Source organism: Streptomyces sp. S07_1.15, assembly GCF_020739505.1.
Taxonomy (GTDB): domain Bacteria; phylum Actinomycetota; class Actinomycetes; order Streptomycetales; family Streptomycetaceae; genus Streptomyces; species Streptomyces xinghaiensis.
In genome coordinates, this window is record NZ_JAJBZK010000001.1 from 3,884,822 (window position 1) to 3,906,112 (window position 21,291).

Consider the following 21,291-nt stretch of genomic DNA (forward strand, 5'->3'; position numbering starts at 1 on the left):
GTACTGCTCTTCGGGGCGTGGAACGCGGTGGGGGCCGGGGTGTGCCGGGCGCGCTGTTGGGTGTCTGAGGGTACGGGCTGTTTGCTTGTGTCTTCGGTTGCCGGTCCCGGTGAACCGCACGGTTGGTGTGGGTGGCGGGTGGCTGGTCGTTGTTTGAGAACTGCACAGTGGACGCGAGCATCTGTGGCCAAGTTTTTAAGGGCGCACGGTGGATGCCTTGGTACCAGGAACCGATGAAGGACGTGGGAGGCCGCGATAGGCCCCGGGGAGCTGTCAACCGAGCTTTGATCCGGGGGTGTCCGAATGGGGAAACCCGGCAGTCGTCATGGGCTGTCACCCATACCTGAACACATAGGGTATGTGGAGGGAACGCGGGGAAGTGAAACATCTCAGTACCCGCAGGAAGAGAAAACAACCGTGATTCCGGGAGTAGTGGCGAGCGAAACCGGATGAGGCCAAACCGTAGGCGTGTGATACCCGGCAGGGGTTGCGCTTACGGGGTTGTGGGATCGCACTTCGGTGGTCTGCCGGCCATCGGGCGAGTCAGAAATTGTTGGTGTAGGCGAAGGGCATGCGAAAGGCCCGGCGTAGAGGGTAAGACCCCCGTAGCCGAAATGTCAGCAACTTGCTTGTGCGACACCCAAGTAGCACGGGGCCCGAGAAATCCCGTGTGAATCTGGCGGGACCACCCGCTAAGCCTAAATATTCCCTGGTGACCGATAGCGGATAGTACCGTGAGGGAATGGTGAAAAGTACCGCGGGAGCGGAGTGAAATAGTACCTGAAACCGTGTGCCTACAAGCCGTGGGAGCGTCGCGCATCGGACTTGTCCGGTGCGTCGTGACTGCGTGCCTTTTGAAGAATGAGCCTGCGAGTTTGCGGTGTGTTGCGAGGTTAACCCGTGTGGGGAAGCCGTAGCGAAAGCGAGTCCGAATAGGGCGGTATAGTAGCGCGCTCAAGACCCGAAGCGGAGTGATCTAGCCATGGGCAGGTTGAAGCGCGGGTAAGACCGTGTGGAGGACCGAACCCACCAGGGTTGAAAACCTGGGGGATGACCTGTGGTTAGGGGTGAAAGGCCAATCAAACTCCGTGATAGCTGGTTCTCCCCGAAATGCATTTAGGTGCAGCGTCGTGTGTTTCTTGCCGGAGGTAGAGCACTGGATAGGCGATGGGCCCTACCGGGTTACTGACCTTAGCCAAACTCCGAATGCCGGTAAGTGAGAGCGCGGCAGTGAGACTGTGGGGGATAAGCTCCATGGTCGAGAGGGAAACAGCCCAGAGCATCGACTAAGGCCCCTAAGCGTACGCTAAGTGGGAAAGGATGTGGAGTCGCAGAGACAACCAGGAGGTTGGCTTAGAAGCAGCCATCCTTGAAAGAGTGCGTAATAGCTCACTGGTCAAGTGATTCCGCGCCGACAATGTAGCGGGGCTCAAGCGTACCGCCGAAGTCGTGTCATTGGCACATATACCCCTAACGGGGGTGCTGATGGGTAGGGGAGCGTCGTGTGCCGGGTGAAGCCGCGCCGGAAGGCAGTGGTGGACGGTTCACGAGTGAGAATGCAGGCATGAGTAGCGATACACACGTGGGAAACGTGTGCGCCGATTGACTAAGGGTTCCTGGGTCAAGCTGATCTGCCCAGGGTAAGTCGGGACCTAAGGCGAGGCCGACAGGCGTAGTCGATGGACAACCGGTTGATATTCCGGTACCCGCTTTGAAGCGCCAGCGCTGAACCTTCTGATGCTAAGTCCGTGAAGCCGCCGGCTGAGTCTTCGGACGAGGTCGGAGTGGTGGAGCCGACGGCCCGAGGGGGTAGTAGGTGAGTGATGGGGTGACGCAGGAAGGTAGTCCAGCCCGGGCGGTGGTTGTCCCGGGGTAAGGGTGTAGCCCGGAGGGTAGGTAAATCCGTCCTCCGTGTAAGGGTGAGACCTGATGCCGAGCCGATTGTGGTGAAGTGGATGATCCTATGCTGTCGAGAAAAGCCTCTAGCGAGTTTCATGGCGGCCCGTACCCTAAACCGACTCAGGTGGTCAGGTAGAGAATACCGAGGCGTTCGGGTGAACTATGGTTAAGGAACTCGGCAAAATGCCCCCGTAACTTCGGGAGAAGGGGGGCCATTGCTGGTGATCACCCTTGCGGTGTGAGCTGGTGGTGGCCGCAGAGACCAGCGAGAAGCGACTGTTTACTAAAAACACAGGTCCGTGCGAAGCCGTAAGGCGATGTATACGGACTGACGCCTGCCCGGTGCTGGAACGTTAAGGGGACCGGTTAGTCATGATCCGTCATGGCGAAGCTGAGAACTTAAGCGCCAGTAAACGGCGGTGGTAACTATAACCATCCTAAGGTAGCGAAATTCCTTGTCGGGTAAGTTCCGACCTGCACGAATGGCGTAACGACTTCTCGACTGTCTCAACCATAGGCCCGGTGAAATTGCACTACGAGTAAAGATGCTCGTTTCGCGCAGCAGGACGGAAAGACCCCGGGACCTTTACTACAGCTTGATATTGGTGTTCGGTTCGGCTTGTGTAGGATAGGTGGGAGACTGTGAAGCCCGGACGCTAGTTCGGGTGGAGTCGTCGTTGAAATACCACTCTGGTCGTGCTGGATGTCTAACCTGGGTCCGTGATCCGGATCAGGGACAGTGTCTGGTGGGTAGTTTAACTGGGGCGGTTGCCTCCTAAAGGGTAACGGAGGCGCCCAAAGGTTCCCTCAGCCTGGTTGGTAATCAGGTGTTGAGTGTAAGTGCACAAGGGAGCTTGACTGTGAGACCGACGGGTCGAGCAGGGACGAAAGTCGGGACTAGTGATCCGGCGGTGGCTTGTGGAAGCGCCGTCGCTCAACGGATAAAAGGTACCCCGGGGATAACAGGCTGATCTTCCCCAAGAGTCCATATCGACGGGATGGTTTGGCACCTCGATGTCGGCTCGTCGCATCCTGGGGCTGGAGTCGGTCCCAAGGGTTGGGCTGTTCGCCCATTAAAGCGGTACGCGAGCTGGGTTTAGAACGTCGTGAGACAGTTCGGTCCCTATCCGCTGTGCGCGTAGGAGTCTTGAGAAGGGCTGTCCCTAGTACGAGAGGACCGGGACGGACGAACCTCTGGTGTGCCAGTTGTCCTGCCAAGGGCATGGCTGGTTGGCTACGTTCGGGAGGGATAACCGCTGAAAGCATCTAAGCGGGAAGCCTGCTTCGAGATGAGGACTCCCACCCCCATGAGGGGTTAAGGCTCCCAGTAGACGACTGGGTTGATAGGCCAGATATGGAAGCACTGCAAGGTGTGGAGTTGACTGGTACTAATAGGCCGAGGGCTTGTCCTCAGGTGCTCGCGTCCACTGTGTTGGTTCTGAAACAACGAACTGTGTTGCCGTCCGGTTCGTATGGTTTCATAGTGTTTCGGTGGTTATAGCGTGAGGGAAACGCCCGGTTACATTCCGAACCCGGAAGCTAAGCCTTTCAGCGCCGATGGTACTGCAGGGGGGACCCTGTGGGAGAGTAGGACGCCGCCGAACAATTCTTGAGAATGAAGAAAGCCCTGTGGGGGACTCCGGTCCCCCACAGGGCTTTCTCGCGTTTCAGAGCCCTTTCCCACCCCCTGGCTCCCGAGCAGGTTCGGTGGTTTCCGCGGAAAGAGTGCCCGCCGCCCGCTGCCGCGGCGGTCTCAGCCGGCCGGGAAGTGCCGGGGCCAGCGGGCTCGGGCCTGCTCCTTGGAGCGGAGCAGGGCCAGTGTGGGCATTCCCTGCTCGCGGCCCGAGTTCAGGAGCCCGGGGAGCTGGGGGAGGGGAGCGACCCGTGCGACGTCGTCCAGGACGACGGTAAGTGGTGGGTCGAGCCGGCCGGCGGATGACCGTTCGGCCATGCTCCGGCCGTGCTCGACCACGTTCGAGGCGAGTGCGGTGAGGAACGGCATCGCGCCCGGGTGGGTCCGCGGGTCCTCGATGGCTTCGCCCATGACGTAGAGCGTTCCCCCTTCGGCGACGAATGACTCCAGCGCGAGGGAATCCGCCCGGGTCGGGTTACACGCGTTGCGGATGTGGACGGAGGAGAGCGCCGACAGGGCACGGGCCGTCAGCTGGAGGGCCATGTCCCGGCGTTCCGGGTGCGCGGTGAGCGTGGCCTCCAGTTCGCCGGCCGAACCGGCGGCGGCACGGCGGTTGGTGCGGAGGATGCGGACCGGCTCATGGGCGGAGTTTCCGGAGGCCCAGCGGTGGACCTGGCGGATCGGACGGTCGTCCACGGCGGCGGCGTGCAGCCAGCAGCGCAGCAGGGTCTCCGCGGCGTCCGCGGTGGCGGAGTCGAGGGCGTGCTGCGGCCGTACGGGGGCGAGCAGGGCGGCCGCGCGCGACGCCGCGGCCTCGCGGGTCTCGCAGCCGCTGACGGGCGACCAGCGGAGCCGGGAGGGAGTGTCGAGCTGTTGCCCGGGGTCGTAGACGTGTGTGGGGCCGAGTTTGGCGCGGGCGTCCTTGCTCTCGGTCCAGAGAGCCGGGTCCGAGGTGACGACCAGGAGAGGGCCTTCGGCGTCCGCGACGGCGCGCAGGGCCAGCCGGAGGCGGTCCCGGGCGCCGTCGATGCCGAAGAAGTGGAGGCCGTGGGTGACGTGGGCGGAGCCGTCAACTCCCGCCGGGACGTCGGGGGGTGTGGGGTACGGGCTGCCGTGCTGTGGGTCGTATGCCGTCCCCGGGTGGGTGGTGCCGGATGCGGGCGGGCTCTGCTGGGCAGCGGTGCTCTCGTGGCCCGCGGCGACACCGGTGAGGTGCTCTGCGGCGGGGTTGCCCGGGGTGATCGTGCCCGGTGTCCCGGGGTTGGCGATGCCCTGTGCGGGCGCGGGCGCGGGCGTTGCGGGGTACGGGGTGGCCGCGGGGCCAGGAGAGCCTGGGCTCGGACCCGTGGGGCCGGGAGCCGGGGCCGACGGGGCCGGGCTGTGCGGGGCCGCGGCCGGGGTGTGCGTTCCGTACGGGGTGGCGGTTCCGGCGCGGCTCGGTGTGCCGTTCGGGGCGTCGGTGGGACGGGGGGCGCCCGGGACGGGGCGGACCGGGGCAGTGGCGTCTGCGGGGGGCGTCATGCCGGTGGTGGTGGCTTCCCGGGCCGGGGAGCCGGGGCCGGCCGGGTGTCCGCCCGGGGTGGGCGCGGCGCCGGTGGGGGCGTTCGTCTGCCCGTTCGCGGGGTGTGGCGGGCCGGTGGAGAGGCCACGGGCGGCTGCGTCCCCGGCGCGGGCCTTGGGTTCGTCCGGACCGTGCCGTCCGTCCGGACCGTGCTGCCCGTCCAAACCGTTCGTACGGCCGGTGCGGCCCGTGTGGTCCGGACCGGCCGTACGGGGTCTGTGGCGGGTGGCGCGCCAGCGGGCGACGGTGCCGATGGCGAAGACCGCCAGCACCGTGAGCGCCATGATCTCGCCGATGAGGAGGCCCCAGAAGAGGCCGGGCCCGGAGAGTTCTCCCGCCGCCCGGGGCCAGGCGGCGGCCAGGTCGCCCGGGTCCGTCAGCAGGTGCCGCAGGGCGAGGGGGGTTTCGGTGAAGCCGGCGCCCGAGGGCCAGGAACCGTGGGCCAGCAGTCCGGAGAGGCCCGCGGCCGACCAGACCAGCACGGTGAGGATGACGAGGAAACCGAGCAGGCCGATGAGGAGTCCGTCGGGGATGCCGCCGCTTCCGCCGCTTCCGTCACTCCCGGGCCGGCGCTCTGCGCCCCTGTTCCCTTGCGCCATGCTCAGGCCACCGTGGACTCGGAGGAGCCGACCACCTCGTCCTCGAGGTGCTGCTCGACGGCCCGGGCCGCGCGCTCCTCGGCCTCCGCCTCGGCGGCCTGTTCCAGGGCCAGCGCCTCGTCGCTCAGAGCGGAGGACTCGGTCATCGCGCGGTCCGTGTAGACGAGGGGGCGTTCGGTCTCCGTGATGAGGTGCTTGACGACCTGCACATTGCCGTTGACGTCCCAGACGGCGATGCCGGGGGTGAGGGTGGGGATGATCTCGACGGCCCACCGGGGCAGGCCGAGTACCCGGCCGGTGGCCCGCGCCTCGTCCGTCTTCTGGGCGTAGATGGTGCGGGTGGAGGCCATTTTGAGGATGGCCGCGGCCTCGCGCGCGGCCGCGCCGTCGACGACGTCGGAGAGATGGTGGACGACGGCGACGAAGGAGAGGCCGAGCCGGCGGCCGAACTTCAGCAGCCGCTGGAAGAGCTGGGCCACGAACGGGGAGTTGATGATGTGCCAGGCCTCTTCCACCAGGAAGATGCGCTTGACCCGGTCGGGGCGGATCCAGGTGTGCTCCAGCCAGACGCCGACGATGGCCATCAGGATCGGCATGGCGATGGAGTTGCGGTCGATGTGCGAGAGGTCGAAGACGATCAGCGGGGCGTCCAGGTCGATGCCGACGGTCGTCGGCCCGTCGAACATGCCGCGCAGGTCTCCGTCGACGAGCCGGTCGATGACCAGGGCGACGTCCAGGCCCCAGGCGCGGACATCGTCGAGGGCGACGTTCATGGCCTCGGCGGACTCCGGCTTGGGATGCCGCAACTGCTCGACGATGTCGGTGAGGACGGGCTGGCGGTCGGTGATCGTCCGGGTGACGAAACCGTGGGCGACCTTGAGGGCGAAGCCGGAGCGTTCGTCGAGCCCGCGCCCCATCGCGACCTCGATGATCGTGCGGAGCAGGGCCAGCTGGCCCGTGGCGGTGATCGAGGGGTCGAGCGGGTTGAGCCGTATGCCGTCGTTGATCGCCGAGGTGGGGTCGAGCCGGATGGGGGTGATCCCCAGTTGCTCGGCGATGAGGTTCCACTCGCCGACGCCGTCCTCGCCCTGGGCGTCCAGGACGACCACCTGCCGGTCGCGGAAGCGGAGCTGGCGCAGGACGTAGGTCTTCTCCAGCGCCGACTTGCCGTTGCCGGACTCGCCGAGCACCAGCCAGTGCGGGGCCGGGAGCTGCTGGCCGTAGAGCTGGAAGGGGTCGTAGATGTACCCCTTCCCCGAGTACACCTCGCGTCCGATGATCACTCCGGAGTCGCCGAGGCCGGGGGCGGCGGTCGGCAGATAGACGGCCTGGGCCTGGCCCGTGGAGGTGCGCACGGGCAAGCGCGTGGTTTCCACCTTCCCGAAGAGGAAGCTGGTGAAGGCCTCGGTCGCGGCGGACAGCGGATCGATCACGGCGGTGCCCCTAACGTCGGATGCCGGTCGCGAAGGGCAACGTGTTCACGAAGGCCCGGTGGTGTTCCCGGTCGCACCACTCCAGCTTGAGATAGGACTTGCCGGCCGAGGCGCGGATGGTGCGCTTGTCCCGGGCGAGCGCTTCGGGGGAGCGGGAGGAGACGGTGATGTAGCCGACGAGGTTGACGCCCGCCGCGCCGCTGGCGAGATCCTCGCCGCGCTGGTCGAGACGGCCGTGGGCGGCGATGTCGCGCGGGTCGACGGTGCGGTTCATCTTGGCCGCGCGGCTGGCCTCGGCCTCGTCGTTCGTCTTCTCCGTCAGCATCCGTTCGATGGCGACCTCGGTGGGTTCCAGGTCCATGCAGACGGCGACCGTGCGGATCACATCGGGGGTGTGGACGAGCAGCGGGGCGAGGAAGTTGACGCCGACGGGGGTCATCGGCCACTCCTTCACCCAGGCCGTGGCGTGGCACCAGGGGGCCCGGGTGACCGACTCGCGGGTCTTGGCCTGGAGGTACGTCGGCTCCGTGGCGTCCAGCTCGGCCGGCCAGGCGTTGCGCTTCGTCATGGCCTGGATGTGGTCGATCGGGTGGTCCGGGTCGTACATGGAGTGGACGAGGGAGGAGAGCCGCGCCTGGCCCAGCGGCTGCCGGACGCGGATGTCGGCCTCGGCGAGACGGGCGCAGATGTCGGTGAGCTCCCGGGCCATGACGACGGCCAGCCCGGCGTCCTTGTCGAGCCGGCGCCTGCCCCCCGCCGCGCGGGCCGCGCGGGCCATGGCGTGCGCCTCGGCCGCCAGTTCGCGGTTGTAGTGCATACAGGCGACGAGATAGGCCCGGTGCTGCTCGGAGGAGGTGGAGACCATGGACTGGAGCTGGTCGTACGAGTCCTGGAGCCAGTGCGGGGCCCTGCGGTCGCCGCGCCGCTCGACGTCCTTGGCGTGCGCGTCGGGGTCGGCGGGGAGGGTGCGGGCGAGCATCTGGATGCGCGTCACGAAACCGTCGCCGTTGGCCACGTGCTTGAGGAGCGTGCCGAAGCGGTCGACCAGCGCCTCCTGGTCCTCGCTGTCGCGCAGTCCGACGCCCGGGCCCTCGATCTCGATGGCGGCGGTCACGGTGCGGCGGTCGGCGTGCAGCAGCACCGCGATCTCGTCCGGGCCGAACGGCGCGGAGAGCCAGTTGATCCGGCCGATGCCGGGGGGCGGGCCGACCTCGACCTCGCGCCCGTCGAACCGTATGCCCGCCTCGGCGGCGGCGGAGCGGTAGGTGGCCCTCTTCTTCACCTGCCGCTTGTAGGAACGCCGGATCTCGAACCACTTGTAGAACGTCCGGTGCTTGTACGGCACGTAGACGGCGGCCAGGGCCAGCGCCGGGAAGCCGGTGAGCAGGGTGATGCGCAGGGACAGCACGGGGACCAGCAGACCGCACATCATGCCGAGGAACGCGCCCGCGATGATCAGGGCGATCTCGCCGGTCTCCCGGTTCTTGCCGATGATCGCGTTCGGGCGGGCCCTGCCGATCAGATAGGTGCGCCGCGGCGCGACCGGATGGGACTGGGTCGTCACGTCCGCTCACCTCCTGAGGAATTGCCGGTGGCCCGGTCGCGTGCGCGGGGCACGGCCGCGGCCGGTGTACCGCCGCCCGTCCCGCCGGACGAGCCGCCGCGCGAACTGTGGGCGGCGACGCCGCCGGAGACCGCGGAGGCCGGCCGGGGCTCGGGCCGGGACGGGGCCGCTGCCTCGCCGCCGCCGCCTCCGCCGCCGCGGGTGCTGTGGGTCTTGATCCCCTGCTTGACCAGGGCGGCCGGGGACGAGATCAGGGCGGCGGCCTGGGAACCGTCGGTGGCCGCCTTGCGGTTGGTGCGGGCGGAGACGATGTCGTCACCGAAGCCGGGGACGAAGCGGTAGATCATCGCGCTGGCGAAGATGGCCAGCAGGATGATGGCGAGCCCGGAGACGACCGCGGAGAAGGCGTTGGGGCCGTCCTCGCTGGCGCTGAGGGCGCCGGCCAGTCCGAGCACGATGACGATGACGGGCTTGACGAGGATGACGGCGATCATGATGCCCGCCCAGCGGCGGACGTGGCCCCACATGTTCTTGTCGACCAGCCCGGCGTACACGACGACGCCGAGCAGGGCGCCCGCGTAGAGGAGCGCGGCCCGGATGACGAGTTCGAGGTAGAGGATGCCCGCGGCGAGCACGGAGACCAGGCTGACGATGATCAGCATGATCGGTCCGCCGCCGATGTCCTCGCCCTTCTTCAGCGCCTCCGCGAAGGAGCCGAAGAAGGTGTTCGTGTCGTCGGAGGTGCCGGAGGCGATCACCTCGGTGAGGCCGTCGGTCGCGGACACCACCGTATAGAGGATCAGCGGGGTGAAGGCGGAGGCCAGGACGGTCAGCCAGAGGAAGCCGACGGCCTCGGTGACCGCCTCGGTGAACGGCACTCCGCGGATGGCGCGCTTGGCGACCGCGAACAGCCAGAGCAGCAGAGTGAGAACGGCGGAGACGGCGAAGACGACCGCGTACTGCTTGAGGAACTCGGTGTTGGTGAAGTCGACCTCGGTGGTCTTCTCCACCGCCTCGGACAGCTTGTCCACGACGAAGGCGGCGGCGTCGGCGCAGCCCTTGGCGAGGGAGGAGAGGGGGTCGAGGGGGTTGGAGAGGGAATCGGCGGGGGTGCGGCCGCCCGATCCGTCTTCGCGTTCGCAGAACTCCGCGGCTCCGCCGCGCAGCCCTTCACAGGCATCGCCGTCCTCCGTGGGGCCGGGTGACGGCTCGGCGAGCGCCCGGGTCGCCGTGAGGGCGAAGAGAGCTTGCGCACTCGTGAGTGCTGCCGCGAAGGTGAGTACGCGACGGGGATTACCGGGCATAGGTGAACCCTCCGAACCCTTCGACGGCCTCGGCCATCTCTTCGGCCGACGACGCGACCTGGTCACGGCCGACGGGTGTCGGACCGTCCTTCTCCTGGAAGTCGGCCACCTTCCAGTCGTTGTCGAGCCACTGGAGTTCGAGGGTGTTGGTGTACCAGCCTTCGGTCACCGGATTCTTGGACCCCTCACCGGCGAGGCCGAACAACTGGGAGTACCAGACGGCCACGGTGGCGGAGTCGTTGCCGAACTTCTCCACCTTCGTGCCGACCGGGTTGGCGCGAGCGACGAACGTCATGCCCTCGGGCGCGCTGCCGTCGGATTCCAGGCCGATGCCGGCCAGGAACTTCTCGCGGGAGTACGCCCTGTCCAGCTCGGTCCGGCGCTCGCTTGCCACGCGCGGGCTGTAGACCGCTTCCACGATGTCCCGGCGGGTTTCCGCGTCGAACATCCCGTCCCCGCTCAGGGCGACGACGTAGTTGGCCGCCGCCGACTCCGCGCCCTGTTCCGTGCGGGGGAAGCCCGTGGCGATGCCCGCCTCGGAGTCCGTCACCGGGCGTTCGCCGGTGGGGGCCGTCGCCCGGGCGGCCGGGCCGCCCTTGCCGTCCTTTCCGGGGCTCTCCCCGCCGCCGTCGCCGCGGTTGGCGAAGGCGATGGCGGCGATCAGCAGCACGACGACGCCGACGACGCCGACGAGCCCGCGCGGGGAGCGGGAGGAGCGTCTGCCGCCGCCGTAGGTGCCGGTGCCCGGCTCGTCGGGCAGCCGGGTGCGGGTCTGGTGGCCGCCGGGTCCGTCGCCCGGGTGGTCGCCGCGGTATCCGCCGTCGCCGTGGCTCATGCGGGGTACGACCTCTCGGAGGCGGCCCGGGGGCACGTGCCGCGGGCAAGGCCGGAGGAGTGGGGGTGCGGCACCGGCCCCGGTGGTTTCCGCCGGGGCGGGGTGTGGTGAGTGGACATCAGAAGGACGCAACCTCTGCCGGTGGGCACGACGGACGGGTGGGACGGGGCATCGGGACGCACCGCTCCCGTCGAGGGGCCGGGGGAACGGGCGCCGGAGTCGCGGACGCGCGGGCCGGCGTCGCTACACGGCCATGCCGTAGACGATGGTGAACAGGGTGCCGAGGGAGCCGATGATGAAGACGCCGGTGAGCCCGGCGACGATCAGTCCCTTGCCCTGTTCCGCGCTGAAGGTGTCGCGCAGTGCCGTGGCTCCGATGCGCTGCTTCGCCGCGCCCCAGATCGCGATGCCCAGGCAGAGCAGGATGGCGATCGCCATCACGACCTCGATCATGATGCGGGCCTCGTTGCCCAGGCTCCCGAACGGCCCCCAGTCGGGAGCGATGCCGCCGATGATGGTGGTGATGTCGCCCTTTTCGGCTGCCAGGAACATTGTGAAACTCACCGCCCCTAGTGGGTAGTTGTGCGCCCCTGCCGGATGGCACGGGTCCGCTCTCCATCTTCCCCGACGATTCCGCCGCCGGGCGTCGCCTTGGTGGCATTTATTGGCGGATCCCGCGCGGATCCGCGGGAGTTGCACCACCGGAGGTCACCCGCCGTACCGGCCGAGCCGTGTTTTGTCACTCTGTGTATCACGCTGGGTGACGTCCGGCAACGGCCTTTGACGGACGATCACTCGACGAAGTGGTCGAACTCACCTGCCTTGACGCCCTTCACCCAGGCGTCCCACTTGGCGGGGGTGGTGGTCACGATCTCCTCGGGGCTGGTGCTCTGTCTGATGTGGACCATCCCGTCCGGCCCGACGGCCACTTCGAGGTACTCCTCCTGCCCGTCCTCCACGAAGCTCGGCCGCTGCCAGGCGAGTTCCGGCATGATGTCCTTCCTTGACGTGCCATCGGGCCCGGTACCGGCGTTCCCGGTCGCGGGTCCCGGTCTCCTTCGCATGGGACCGCGCCGCCGCTCCCAGGTCAAGGGCGACCCGTGGGTCTGCCTCCGTGCCCCCGGCCATGCGCCCGGGTGTTCGAGCGTGACCCCCGGTGCGCCGTCGCGGGCACCGGGGTGCCGGCTGTACCGTTCAGCGTCGAACAGCCGCTGGGATGCCGGGTTTTGGGGAATGGTGGAGGCATGCGGAAGGTCTGGCTGGGCGTCGGCGTCGGTTTCGGGCTGCTCTCGTGCTTCCTCGGGCTGCTGGTGATCGGGGTCTACACCGCGGCGTCGAACCTCGTCGGCGGCGGGAGCGTGCGGGGCCTGGCCGAGAACGCCGTCCCGGCCGCGTACCGGGCCCTGGTGGACCAGTGGGGCCGGCGCTGCTCGCAGATCAGCCCGTCGCTGCTGGCGGCGCAGCTGTACCAGGAGAGCGGCTGGAACCCGAAGGCGCAGAGCCCCGCGGCCGCGCAGGGCATCGCGCAGTTCATCCCGGGCACCTGGTCGACGCACGGCGTGGACGCCAACGGCGACGGCCGGGCCAATGTCTGGGACCCGGAGGACGCCATTCCGTCGGCGGCCCTGTACGACTGCAAACTGGCCTCCTACGTGAAGGACGCTCCGGGGGACCCGACCGCGAACATGCTGGCGGCGTACAACGCGGGCCCGTACGCGGTCCTCAAGTACGACGGCGTGCCGCCGTACCGGGAGACGCAGAACTACGTGAAGCGGATCACGACCCTCGCCAAGAGCTTCGAGGCGCCGGCGGCCAAGGTGCCGGCGTCGGGGCGGGCGGCCGGGGCGATCTACTACGCGAAGGACAAGCTCGGGACCCCGTATCTCTGGGGCGGCGACGGCACGGCGGAGGACGGCGGGCGGTTCGACTGCTCGGGGCTGACGAAGGCGGCGTACGCGAGCGTCGGGATCGAGCTGCCCCGGGTGGCCAATGACCAGTACAACGCCGGAGCGCATCCGTCGCGGGACGAGCTGCTCCCGGGTGATCTGGTGTTCTTCTCCGACGATCTGACGGACTCCCGGGCGATCCGGCATGTGGGGATCTATGTCGGCGGCGGCTATATGATCAATGCGCCCTACACCGGCGCCGAGATCCGTTACGACAAGATCGACAGCCCGGACTACTTCGGTGCCACCAGAGTGACCGAGGACGGCGCGGCGGCCCTGCCCCGGCGGGATTCCGCTTAGCGCGGGCGCGGCGGCGACGCGCGGGCCCGGGCCGTCCGGCGGCTGGCCGCCGGGCCGCCGCTGACGGCCCGTAGAGTGACGGATGAGGCCGCGCCTCCCGGACTCCCCGCGGGTCCGCGTCGCTGAACTGCGACGACGGGTCACCCTTCGGTAACAGCCCGATGCCCGTTCGGTGGAGAGCGGAACACCCGGCCGGTCCCCGCCGTTCTCCGGCCGGGACAGCGGGAGGCGACTCCTCTTTCTGACGGGGGCGGCGGATCGACGGACACGAGCAAGCGCTAGAGACAAGGGGCCGTGGCACATGGCTGGACTGGAGGCGGGGTCACCGGTGTCGGAGACCACGGGAGAGCCGGGCCCCGATGTGGACCTGCTCTACGACATCAACGGCCTGACGGCCGGCACCCCGCACTGGTTCGACCGGGTCATGGAGTGGACCGGCGAGTACGGCACCGTCTTCGCGCTGCTGCTGCTGGTCGTCTGGTGCTGGTGGTCCGTCAGGAAGCGGCCGGACGCGCCGCTCGCCGTGGCCGGTCTGGTCTGGGCGCCGCTCGCCACCGGTCTGGCGCTGCTCGTCAACATCCCCATCCGCAACTTCGTCGAACGCCCCAGACCCTTCCTCGACCACCAGGGCCTCGAGGTGCTGGTGGACGGGAAGACCGACTACTCCTTCGTCAGCGACCACTCCACGATGGCGATGGCCATGGCGGTCGGCGTCTTCGTCGTGCACCGCAGGTTCGGGCTGGCGGCGATCTTCCTCGCGGTGCTGGCCGGCTTCTGCCGGATCTACATGGGCGTGCACTACCCGACCGATGTGATCGGCGGCTTCGCCCTCGGCACGGCGGTCACCCTGCTGCTCGCGCCGCTGGCCATGGCCATGCTCACCCCGCTGACCCGCACGGTCGCGGGCTCGCGGGCCGGCTGGCTCGTCCAGAGCCGCGCCGCCCGCGCTGCCGGGCCCCGGGGCGGCGGCTCGACGGGCACGCGCCCGGCCGAGGACCACGAGAGCAACCTCGCGGCCTGACCCCCCGGGCGCCTGCATACCCGCGCGCCCGCATCACCGCGCGAACCCGAACCCCTGCGCCCCCGTCACCGGAACCCGTACGGGCCGCGCGCGTCACCGTCGCCGGGGACCCCGCCCGGCCGCGTGCCACGGGACGGCCGCGGACGTCAGGCCGCCGGCCCGGACGCATCCCGCGCCGCGGCGTTCCCCGGATGCGACGCGGCGTCCGCCCGCGCCTTCGCGCGGGCCCGTCTCGCGGGGCCGGCCCAGCCGCAGGAGCAGCGGGCCAGGGCGAACGCCCCTCGTTCGGTGGTCTCGGTCAGATGATCCTCATCCCGCACGGAGCGGTCCTCAGGAGCTTGCCGGCGCACCCCGCCACGGTACCGCCGTAACGACCGGCCGGGCGCGGTCGTTGGCAATTCACCGAGTTACCGCGGGTCTCCTGGGGGTGCGCAGCCGATGGTGGTGCAGCGACGCAAGGTCGGGGCCGTCGTGCTCGGTCTGGCGGCCGGCCTGACGGCGGGCTGTTCCGGCCCGGGAGTGGTGGCCGCCGACGAGCGGTCGGCGGCCCGCCATCTCGCCCTGGTGCAGCGCACGGCCGATGTGCTGGTGCGGTCCGGGAGTTCCCGGGCCCGTACGTCCCTGGAGACCGCCAACGGCGGCACCCGGGTCACCATCCGGGGTGCGGGCGGTTTCGACTACGGCGCGCGGCTCGGCCGGCTGACGGTTGTCCTGCCGGCGGACGCGGCGGGCGAGACGGGGCACCGGCCGGTCACCGAAGTCCTCGCGCCCGGCGAGCTGTATTTGAAGAACCGCGGCGCGGGGGTGCCCGCCGACAAGTGGGTGCGGATCCACACCGCCGCGCTGGCCGACGGGAACCTGGTGACGGGCGGTGCGACGGATCCCCTGGCGGCGGCCGAGCTCCTGCGCGGGGCCCGCGAGGTGACGTATGTCGGCGAGGCCCGGGCGGAGCGGGACGGCACGCTGGTACGCCACTACCGGGGCACGGCGGACATCCGCCGGGCCGCGGCACGGGCGGCGCATGTGCGCGGGGCCCTCCGCGCCGCGGCGCGCGGCTTCCGCATCCGTTCGGTGCCGTTCGACGTCTTTCTGGACGAGCGGGGACGGCTGCGGAAGGTCCGGCACCGCTTCACCTTCTCCCAGAGCCCCGGGGGCGGCGCGGAGCTGCAGGTGGTCTCCACAACCGTGCTGTACGCCTATGGGACGCGGGTGGACGTGGAGCTGCCGCCGGAGCGGGACATCTACTCGGGGGCGGTCGCCGTGACCGGTGCCTAGACCCCGGAGTGCGCCCGGGGGTACGCCCCGCGCACCGGCGGGGGTACCCGGTGGGGCGGGGGTAAATGGTCCGTCCGTGCCATGCGCGCTATGTGTCCGGCTCCCTACGCTGGGCTGTGCGCGAGGACGAGCGGTCGGAGCTCGTGGAGGAGGAGGTGACACGGGTGTCGATGTCCTGCCATATCACCCGGAGGGTCCAGGACCATCTGGCCCTCGCCGAGATCGAGCTGTGCGGGGAGCTGATGATCGCGGCCTCGGCGGCGGTGGAGGAGCGGCTCAGCCCGGACCGCATCGACGAGGTGCTGAAGGTGGGCGGGAAGCCGCCGGGCCGGCGGGGCCGGTGCATCGCCCCGCGGGGCGACTGAGCCGTCTTCCCGGGGCGGGGCGGCCCCCGGCGGGATTCCGGGCGCGGGCGCGGCTCCGGGCGCGGCGCTCCGGACGTGCCCGGGGCGTCACGGTCGTCCCCGTAGCGCTCCCCGCGCCCGGCGCGTGCCCCGTACCTTCTCCCGGGCTCCCCGGGCTCCCCGGGCTCCCCGGGCTCCCCGGGCTCCCCGGGCTCCCCGGGCTCCCCGGGCTGTGAGGGCCCGCTCTCAGGTGCGGAGCAGGCGGGCGATGGCCGCGGTCGCCTCGGCCACTTTGGCGTCGATCTCCGGGCCCCCCTCGGCGGCGGCCGCGGCGACGCAGTGCCGCAGGTGTTCTTCGAGGAGCTGGAGCGCGAAGGACTGGAGCGCCTTGGTGGAGGCGGAGACCTGGGTGAGTATGTCGATGCAGTAGACGTCTTCCTCGACCATCCGCTGGAGGCCGCGGACCTGGCCCTCGATCCGGCGGAGCCGTTTGAGGTGCTGGTCCTTCTGCTGGCTGTAGCCGTGCACGCCGGTCTCCGTGGCTGTCATGGCGTCCTCCCGTGGTGGCGCGAGGCGCTCGGCCTCATCGGTGGTGAACCGGGCAAGGCGGCGGAACCGGCACAACCGGCACATATACCCCTGCCCGGTATAGGGTACCGGATTTGGAAGCGGGTTCCGGGACTGCGGGCTGGGTACGCTGTCCGGTGCCGGGCGGAGGACGACCGGTTAACCGTGGCCGGATCGATGCGCTTAGCATCGGCTCCGGCCGACATCCGATGCACCCCAAGGAACCCGACGTGCGCTTTCGTCTGACCCCCCGGGAGACGAGCTTCTACGACATGTTCGCCGCCTCCGCGGACAACATCGTCACCGGCTCGAAGCTCCTGATGGAACTGCTCGGCGCCGAGCCCGCCGGACGGAGTGAGATCGCCGACCGGATGCGGGCCGCGGAGCACGCCGGGGACGACGCCACGCACGCGATCTTCCACCAGCTGAACTCCTCCTTCATCACCCCGTTCGACCGCGAGGACATCTACTCCCTGGCCTCCTCGCTCGACGACATCATGGACTTCATGGAGGAGGCCGTCGACCTGGTCGTCCTGTACCAGATCGAGACGCTGCCGAAGGGGGTCGACCAGCAGATCGAGGTGCTGGCGCGGGCCGCCGAGCTGACCGCCGAGGCGATGCCCAACCTCCGCACCATGACGAACCTCACCGAGTACTGGATCGAGGTCAACCGCCTGGAGAACCAGGCCGACCAGATTCACCGCAAGCTGCTGGCCCAGCTCTTCAACGGCAAGTACGACGCCATGGACGTGCTGAAGCTCAAGCAGATCGTGGACGTGCTGGAGGAGGCCGCGGACGCTTTCGAACACGTGGCCAATACGGTCGAGACGATCGCCGTCAAGGAGTCCTGACCCCCGGTGGACATCTTCGCACTCATTGTCACCATCGGGGTCGCGCTCGGCTTCACCTACACCAACGGTTTCCACGACTCCGCGAACGCCATCGCGACCTCCGTCTCGACGCGCGCGCTGACCCCCCGGGCGGCGCTGCTGATGGCCGCCGTCATGAACCTGGCCGGCGCCTTCCTGGGCAGCGGGGTCGCCAAGACCGTCAGCCAGGGCCTGATCGAGACGCCCAGCGGCTCACGCGGGATGGCGATCCTCTTCGCCGCCCTGGTGGGCGCCGTGGTCTGGAACATGATCACCTGGTACTTCGGGCTGCCGTCGAGTTCCAGCCACGCGCTCTTCGGCGGCATGGTGGGCGCCGCCCTCGCCGGCTCCATCGCCGTCTACTGGATGGGGGTCGTCGAGAAGGTCGTCATCCCGATGTTCCTGTCGCCGCTGGTGGGCATGGCTCTGGGCTATCTGGCCATGACCGCCATCCTGTGGATGTTCCGCCGGGCCAACCCGCACAAGGCCAAACGCCACTTCCGGATCGCGCAGACGGTCTCGGCGGCCGGCATGGCGCTGGGCCACGGCCTCCAGGACGCGCAGAAGACCATGGGCATCGTGGTGATGGCGCTGGTCATCGCCGATGTCGAGGACTACGGCGACCAGATCCCGGTCTGGGTGAAGGTCTCCTGTGCCCTGATGCTCTCGCTCGGCACCTACGCGGGCGGCTGGCGGATCATGCGGACCCTGGGCCGGCGGATCATCGAGCTCGACCCGCCGCAGGGCTTCGCCGCGGAGACCACGGCCGCCTCGGTGATGTACACCGCCTCGTTCATGTTCCACGCGCCGATCTCCACCACCCACGTCATCACCTCGGCGATCATGGGCGTGGGTTCGACCCGGCGGATCAAGGCGGTCCGCTGGGGCGTGGCCAAGAACATCGTGATGGGCTGGTTCATCACCATGCCGGCCGCGGCGCTCGTCGCGGCGGTCTCCTTCTGGGGCGTGAGCCTCTTCTTCGGCTGAGGCCCGCCCGCTCGAGTCCCGCCCGCCGCCCGCCCGAGGCCTCCCGCACGCCCTCCCGTCCCCCCACAGAAAAACAGGGCCCGCCCCCGGGAAGCCGGGAGCGGGCCCTTCGTCTTGCGGTGGCACCGCCATGCAGCACCGCGAGACGGGCTATCCGAACCGGCCGGAGATGTAGTCCTCGGTCGCCTGCACGGAGGGGTTGGAGAAGATCCGCTCGGTCTCGTCGATCTCGATGAGCTTGCCGGGCTGGCCGACGGCCGACAGGTTGAAGAAGGCCGTACGGTCCGAGACACGCGCCGCCTGCTGCATGTTGTGCGTCACGATGACGATCGTGAAGCGCTCCTTGAGCTCGCAGATCAGGTCCTCGATGGCGAGGGTCGAGATGGGGTCCAGGGCCGAGCAGGGCTCGTCCATCAGCAGCACCTGCGGTTCGACCGCGATGGCGCGGGCGATGCAGAGCCGCTGCTGCTGGCCGCCGGAGAGGCCGGAGCCGGGCTTGTTGAGCCGGTCCTTGACCTCGTTCCAGAGGTTGGCGCCCTTGAGCGACTTCTCGACGATCGTGTCCAGCTCGCGCTTCTTGTGCGAGCCGTTGAGGCGCAGGCCGGCCGCGACGTTGTCGTAGATCGACATGGTCGGGAAGGGGTTGGGGCGCTGGAAGACCATGCCGACGGTGCGGCGTACGGCGACCGGGTCGACCTGGGAGCCGTAGAGGTTCTCGTCGTCCAGCATCACCTTGCCCTCGACGCGGCCGCCGGGGGTGACCTCGTGCATCCGGTTGAGGGTGCGGAGGAAGGTGGACTTGCCGCAGCCGGACGGGCCGATGAAGGCCGTCACGGACCGCGGCTCGACCGTCATGGAGATGTCTTCGATCGCCTTGTGGCCGCCGTAGTAGGCACTGAGGCCGCTGACGTCGATGCGCTTGGCCATGGTGTTGCTCGCAATCGTGTGGGATGGCCCCGGGCACGGAGCCGCATATCGGGTGCCTTAGCGGCCGGTCTTGGGTGCCTTCCAGCGGGCGATGCCGCGGGCGACCAGGTTGAGGACCATCACAAAGATGATCAGGACGAGCGCCGCTCCCCAGGCCCGGTCGTACGAGTGCGGGGTGCCGAGCATGTACTCCTGGTACACGTACAGCGGGAGCGAGGCCTGCGTGCCGTCGAACGGGTCGTTGTTGATGAAGGAACTGCCCAGGACCAGCAGCAGGACCGGGGCCGTCTCACCGGCGATACGGGCGACCGCCAGCATGACGCCGGTGGTGATGCCGCCGATGGCGGTGGGCAGGACCACCTTCAGGATGGTCCGCCACTTCGGCACGCCGAGGGCGAGCGAGGCCTCGCGGAGCTCGTTGGGGACGAGTTTGAGCATCTCCTCGGTGGAGCGGACGACCACCGGCATCATCAGGATCGTGAGGGCCAGCGAGCCGGCGAAGCCGGACGGGCCCATGTCGAAGGTCAGCACCCAGGTGGAGAGGATGAACAGACCGGCCACGATCGACGGGATGCCGGTCATGACGTCCACGAAGAAGGTGACGGCCTTGGCCAGCGAACCCCGGCCGTACTCGACCAGGTAGATCGCGGTGAGCAGACCGATGGGGACGGCGATCAGGGTGGCGATGGCCACCTGCTCCAGGGTACCGATGATCGCGTGGTAGATGCCGCCGCCGGGGGTGTTCTGGTTCAGCCCGGCCATGGAGTGCGACAGGAAGTACCCGTCGAGGATGCGGGAGCCGCGCTCCACGGTCGTCCAGGCGAGCGACGCCAGCGGGACGATCGCGAGGACGAAGCACACCCAGACGACACTGGTGGCGATCCGGTCCTTGGCCTGCCGGGAGCCCTCCACGGCGGTGGTGATCACGTAGGTGCCGATGACGAAGAAGACCGCGGCGATCATGCCCCACTGCACCCGGCTCTCCCAGCCGGCGGCCATGCCGATGCCGGAGGCCAGCACGACGGAGACGAGGGCGATGCCCGCGGGGGCCCAGCGGGGCATCCTGCGGTGGGCCAGGCTGCGGGCGGGGGGCGCCTCGCCGGTGCTCGGCTTGCGGTCGATGACGGTGTGGCTCATGCGTTGGCCCCCGAGTACTCCTTGCGGCGGGCGATGATCAGCCGGGCCGCGCCGTTCACCAGCAGCGTCATGACGAAGAGGACGAGGCCGGAGGCGATGAGCGCGTCCCGGCCGAACTCGTTGGCCTCGTTGAACTTGGCGGCGATGTTCTGGGCGAAGGTGCCGCCGCCGGGGTCCAGGAGATGGCCGGAGAAGAGGAAGCTGGGGGAGAGGACGGTGGCGACGGCCATCGTCTCGCCGAGCGCGCGGCCGAGGCCCAGCATGGAGGCGCTGATGATGCCGGAGCGGCCGAAGGGCAGCACCGACATGCGGATGACCTCCCAGCGCGTGGCGCCGAGAGCGAGCGCGGCCTCCTCGTGCATCTTCGGCACCTGGAGGAAGACCTCACGGGTGACGTTGGTGATCACCGGGAGGATCATCACGGCGAGCAGGATGCCGACGGTGAAGAGGTTCCGCGCGGGGCCGCTGCCGGACTTGTCGAAGATGTAGGTCCAGCCGAGGTACTGGTCGAGCCACATGTTCATGCCGCCGAGGTACGGCACGAGCACCAGCGCGCCCCACAGGCCGTAGACGATGCTGGGGACGGCGGCGAGCAGGTCGATGAGGTATCCCAGCGGGCCGGCCAGCCGGCGCGGCGCGTAGTGGGAGACGAAGAGCGCGATGCTCACGGATATCGGCACCGCGATGACCATGGCGATGATCGAGGAGACGACGGTGCCGTAGGCGAGGATCGCGATGCCGAACCGCGGGGGGTCGCCCTGCGGGTCCCACTCGAAGGCCGTGAGGAAGTTGGCCTCGTTCTCGGAGATCGCGATGTACGCGCGGTAGGTGAGGAAGGCCGCGATGGCGGCCATGACGACCAGCAGGAAGATGCCGGAGCCCCGGGACAGCCCGATGAAGATCTTGTCCCCGGGGCGGGTGGCCTTCCCCTTCGCGGCCGGTTCTGGTGTGAGGCGCGCCGGCGGCGGTGTCGACGCGCTGGATGCGGTAGTCATGATGGCTCCGGTCTGGGTGGGGAGATTCCCCTGGCGGCGGTGCACCGGATGGGTTCGTCCGGCAGGCCCCGCGGGGTTCCGCGGGGCCTGCCGGC

General features: G+C 69.1%; 18 protein-coding genes and 2 rRNA genes. 8 read left to right on the forward strand and 12 right to left on the reverse strand.

The window, feature by feature from the left end; genetic code table 11:
- Positions 1-185: 185 nt before the first annotated feature.
- Both LIX60_RS16745 and rrf read left to right on the forward strand, forming a co-directional pair.
- Positions 186-3,311 (forward strand): 23S ribosomal RNA (locus LIX60_RS16745).
- 75 nt (positions 3,312-3,386) lie between these two features.
- Positions 3,387-3,503: ribosomal RNA gene (gene rrf / locus LIX60_RS16750) — 5S ribosomal RNA — on the forward strand.
- 149 nt (positions 3,504-3,652) lie between these two features.
- On the opposite strand, the gene LIX60_RS16755 is transcribed toward rrf, so the two are convergent.
- From LIX60_RS16755 to LIX60_RS16785, 7 genes are all read right to left on the reverse strand, one after another.
- Positions 3,653-5,692 carry a type IV secretory system conjugative DNA transfer family protein gene (locus LIX60_RS16755; protein ID WP_227959120.1) on the reverse strand — a complete coding sequence of 680 codons (2,040 nt, stop codon included), beginning with the start codon at positions 5,690-5,692 and terminating at the stop codon, positions 3,653-3,655.
- A gap of 2 nt (positions 5,693-5,694) precedes the next feature.
- Positions 5,695-7,125 (reverse strand): ATP-binding protein, encoded by a 1,431-nt coding sequence (locus LIX60_RS16760; RefSeq protein ID WP_227959121.1) that lies wholly within the window; start codon positions 7,123-7,125, stop codon positions 5,695-5,697.
- A gap of 10 nt (positions 7,126-7,135) precedes the next feature.
- Entirely contained in the window at positions 7,136-8,689 is a 1,554-nt protein-coding gene (locus LIX60_RS16765) for an SCO6880 family protein (protein WP_227959122.1), read from the reverse strand.
- Entirely contained in the window at positions 8,686-9,993 is a 1,308-nt protein-coding gene (locus LIX60_RS16770) for a hypothetical protein (RefSeq protein ID WP_227959123.1), read from the reverse strand. The genes LIX60_RS16765 and LIX60_RS16770 overlap by 4 nt, the downstream gene beginning before the upstream one ends.
- Positions 9,983-10,828 carry a hypothetical protein gene (locus tag LIX60_RS16775; protein ID WP_227959124.1) on the reverse strand — a complete coding sequence of 282 codons (846 nt, stop codon included), beginning with the start codon at positions 10,826-10,828 and terminating at the stop codon, positions 9,983-9,985. The genes LIX60_RS16770 and LIX60_RS16775 overlap by 11 nt, the downstream gene beginning before the upstream one ends.
- Positions 10,829-11,071: 243 nt before the next feature.
- Entirely contained in the window at positions 11,072-11,380 is a 309-nt protein-coding gene (locus LIX60_RS16780; RefSeq protein ID WP_019707132.1) for a hypothetical protein, read from the reverse strand.
- Between the two features lie 239 nt (positions 11,381-11,619).
- Positions 11,620-11,820: a DUF397 domain-containing protein gene (locus LIX60_RS16785; protein WP_227959125.1), complete on the reverse strand. Its 201-nt coding sequence runs from the start codon at positions 11,818-11,820 to the stop codon at positions 11,620-11,622.
- A gap of 252 nt (positions 11,821-12,072) precedes the next feature.
- Here LIX60_RS16785 and LIX60_RS16790 point away from each other — a divergent pair, with 252 nt between their 5' ends.
- The gene (locus tag LIX60_RS16790; protein ID WP_308101460.1) at positions 12,073-13,074 is read left to right on the forward strand and encodes a bifunctional lytic transglycosylase/C40 family peptidase; all 1,002 of its coding nucleotides are present in this window, start codon (positions 12,073-12,075) and stop codon (positions 13,072-13,074) included.
- 301 nt (positions 13,075-13,375) lie between these two features.
- The gene (locus LIX60_RS16795; protein ID WP_227959127.1) at positions 13,376-14,095 is read left to right on the forward strand and encodes a phosphatase PAP2 family protein; all 720 of its coding nucleotides are present in this window, start codon (positions 13,376-13,378) and stop codon (positions 14,093-14,095) included.
- A 146-nt stretch (positions 14,096-14,241) separates the two neighbouring features.
- Here the strand turns inward: LIX60_RS16795 and LIX60_RS16800 are convergent, their stop codons facing one another.
- Positions 14,242-14,415, reverse strand: coding sequence for a hypothetical protein (locus tag LIX60_RS16800; RefSeq protein ID WP_265585948.1), 174 nt, complete (start codon positions 14,413-14,415; stop codon positions 14,242-14,244).
- Positions 14,416-14,533: 118 nt separating this feature from the next.
- On the opposite strand from LIX60_RS16800, the gene LIX60_RS16805 reads away from it, so the two are divergent.
- Together LIX60_RS16805 and LIX60_RS16810 are read left to right on the forward strand one after the other, a co-directional pair.
- Positions 14,534-15,370 carry a hypothetical protein gene (locus LIX60_RS16805; RefSeq protein WP_227959129.1) on the forward strand — a complete coding sequence of 279 codons (837 nt, stop codon included), beginning with the start codon at positions 14,534-14,536 and terminating at the stop codon, positions 15,368-15,370.
- 170 nt (positions 15,371-15,540) lie between these two features.
- Complete coding sequence (locus LIX60_RS16810; RefSeq protein WP_039820188.1) at positions 15,541-15,735, forward strand: hypothetical protein; 195 nt, start codon at positions 15,541-15,543, stop codon at positions 15,733-15,735.
- 225 nt (positions 15,736-15,960) lie between these two features.
- Here LIX60_RS16810 and LIX60_RS16815 read toward each other — a convergent pair whose 3' ends face one another.
- On the reverse strand, positions 15,961-16,263 hold the full coding sequence (locus tag LIX60_RS16815; RefSeq protein ID WP_019707125.1) for a metal-sensitive transcriptional regulator: 303 nt from the start codon (positions 16,261-16,263) through the stop codon (positions 15,961-15,963).
- A gap of 248 nt (positions 16,264-16,511) precedes the next feature.
- Here LIX60_RS16815 and LIX60_RS16820 point away from each other — a divergent pair, with 248 nt between their 5' ends.
- Positions 16,512-17,132: a DUF47 domain-containing protein gene (locus LIX60_RS16820; protein ID WP_030545898.1), complete on the forward strand. Its 621-nt coding sequence runs from the start codon at positions 16,512-16,514 to the stop codon at positions 17,130-17,132.
- Between the two features lie 6 nt (positions 17,133-17,138).
- Entirely contained in the window at positions 17,139-18,137 is a 999-nt protein-coding gene (locus tag LIX60_RS16825; protein WP_227959130.1) for an inorganic phosphate transporter, read from the forward strand.
- A gap of 150 nt (positions 18,138-18,287) precedes the next feature.
- On the opposite strand, the gene pstB is transcribed toward LIX60_RS16825, so the two are convergent.
- The 3 genes from pstB to pstC are packed head-to-tail and all read right to left on the reverse strand — an operon-like array spanning position 18,288 to position 21,196.
- Entirely contained in the window at positions 18,288-19,064 is a 777-nt protein-coding gene (pstB, locus tag LIX60_RS16830; RefSeq protein ID WP_019707122.1) for a phosphate ABC transporter ATP-binding protein PstB, read from the reverse strand.
- Positions 19,065-19,121: 57 nt separating this feature from the next.
- Positions 19,122-20,201: a phosphate ABC transporter permease PstA gene (gene pstA / locus LIX60_RS16835; protein WP_227959131.1), complete on the reverse strand. Its 1,080-nt coding sequence runs from the start codon at positions 20,199-20,201 to the stop codon at positions 19,122-19,124.
- On the reverse strand, positions 20,198-21,196 hold the full coding sequence (gene pstC / locus LIX60_RS16840) for a phosphate ABC transporter permease subunit PstC (RefSeq protein ID WP_227959132.1): 999 nt from the start codon (positions 21,194-21,196) through the stop codon (positions 20,198-20,200). The genes pstA and pstC overlap by 4 nt, the downstream gene beginning before the upstream one ends.
- Positions 21,197-21,291: the final 95 nt, after the last annotated feature.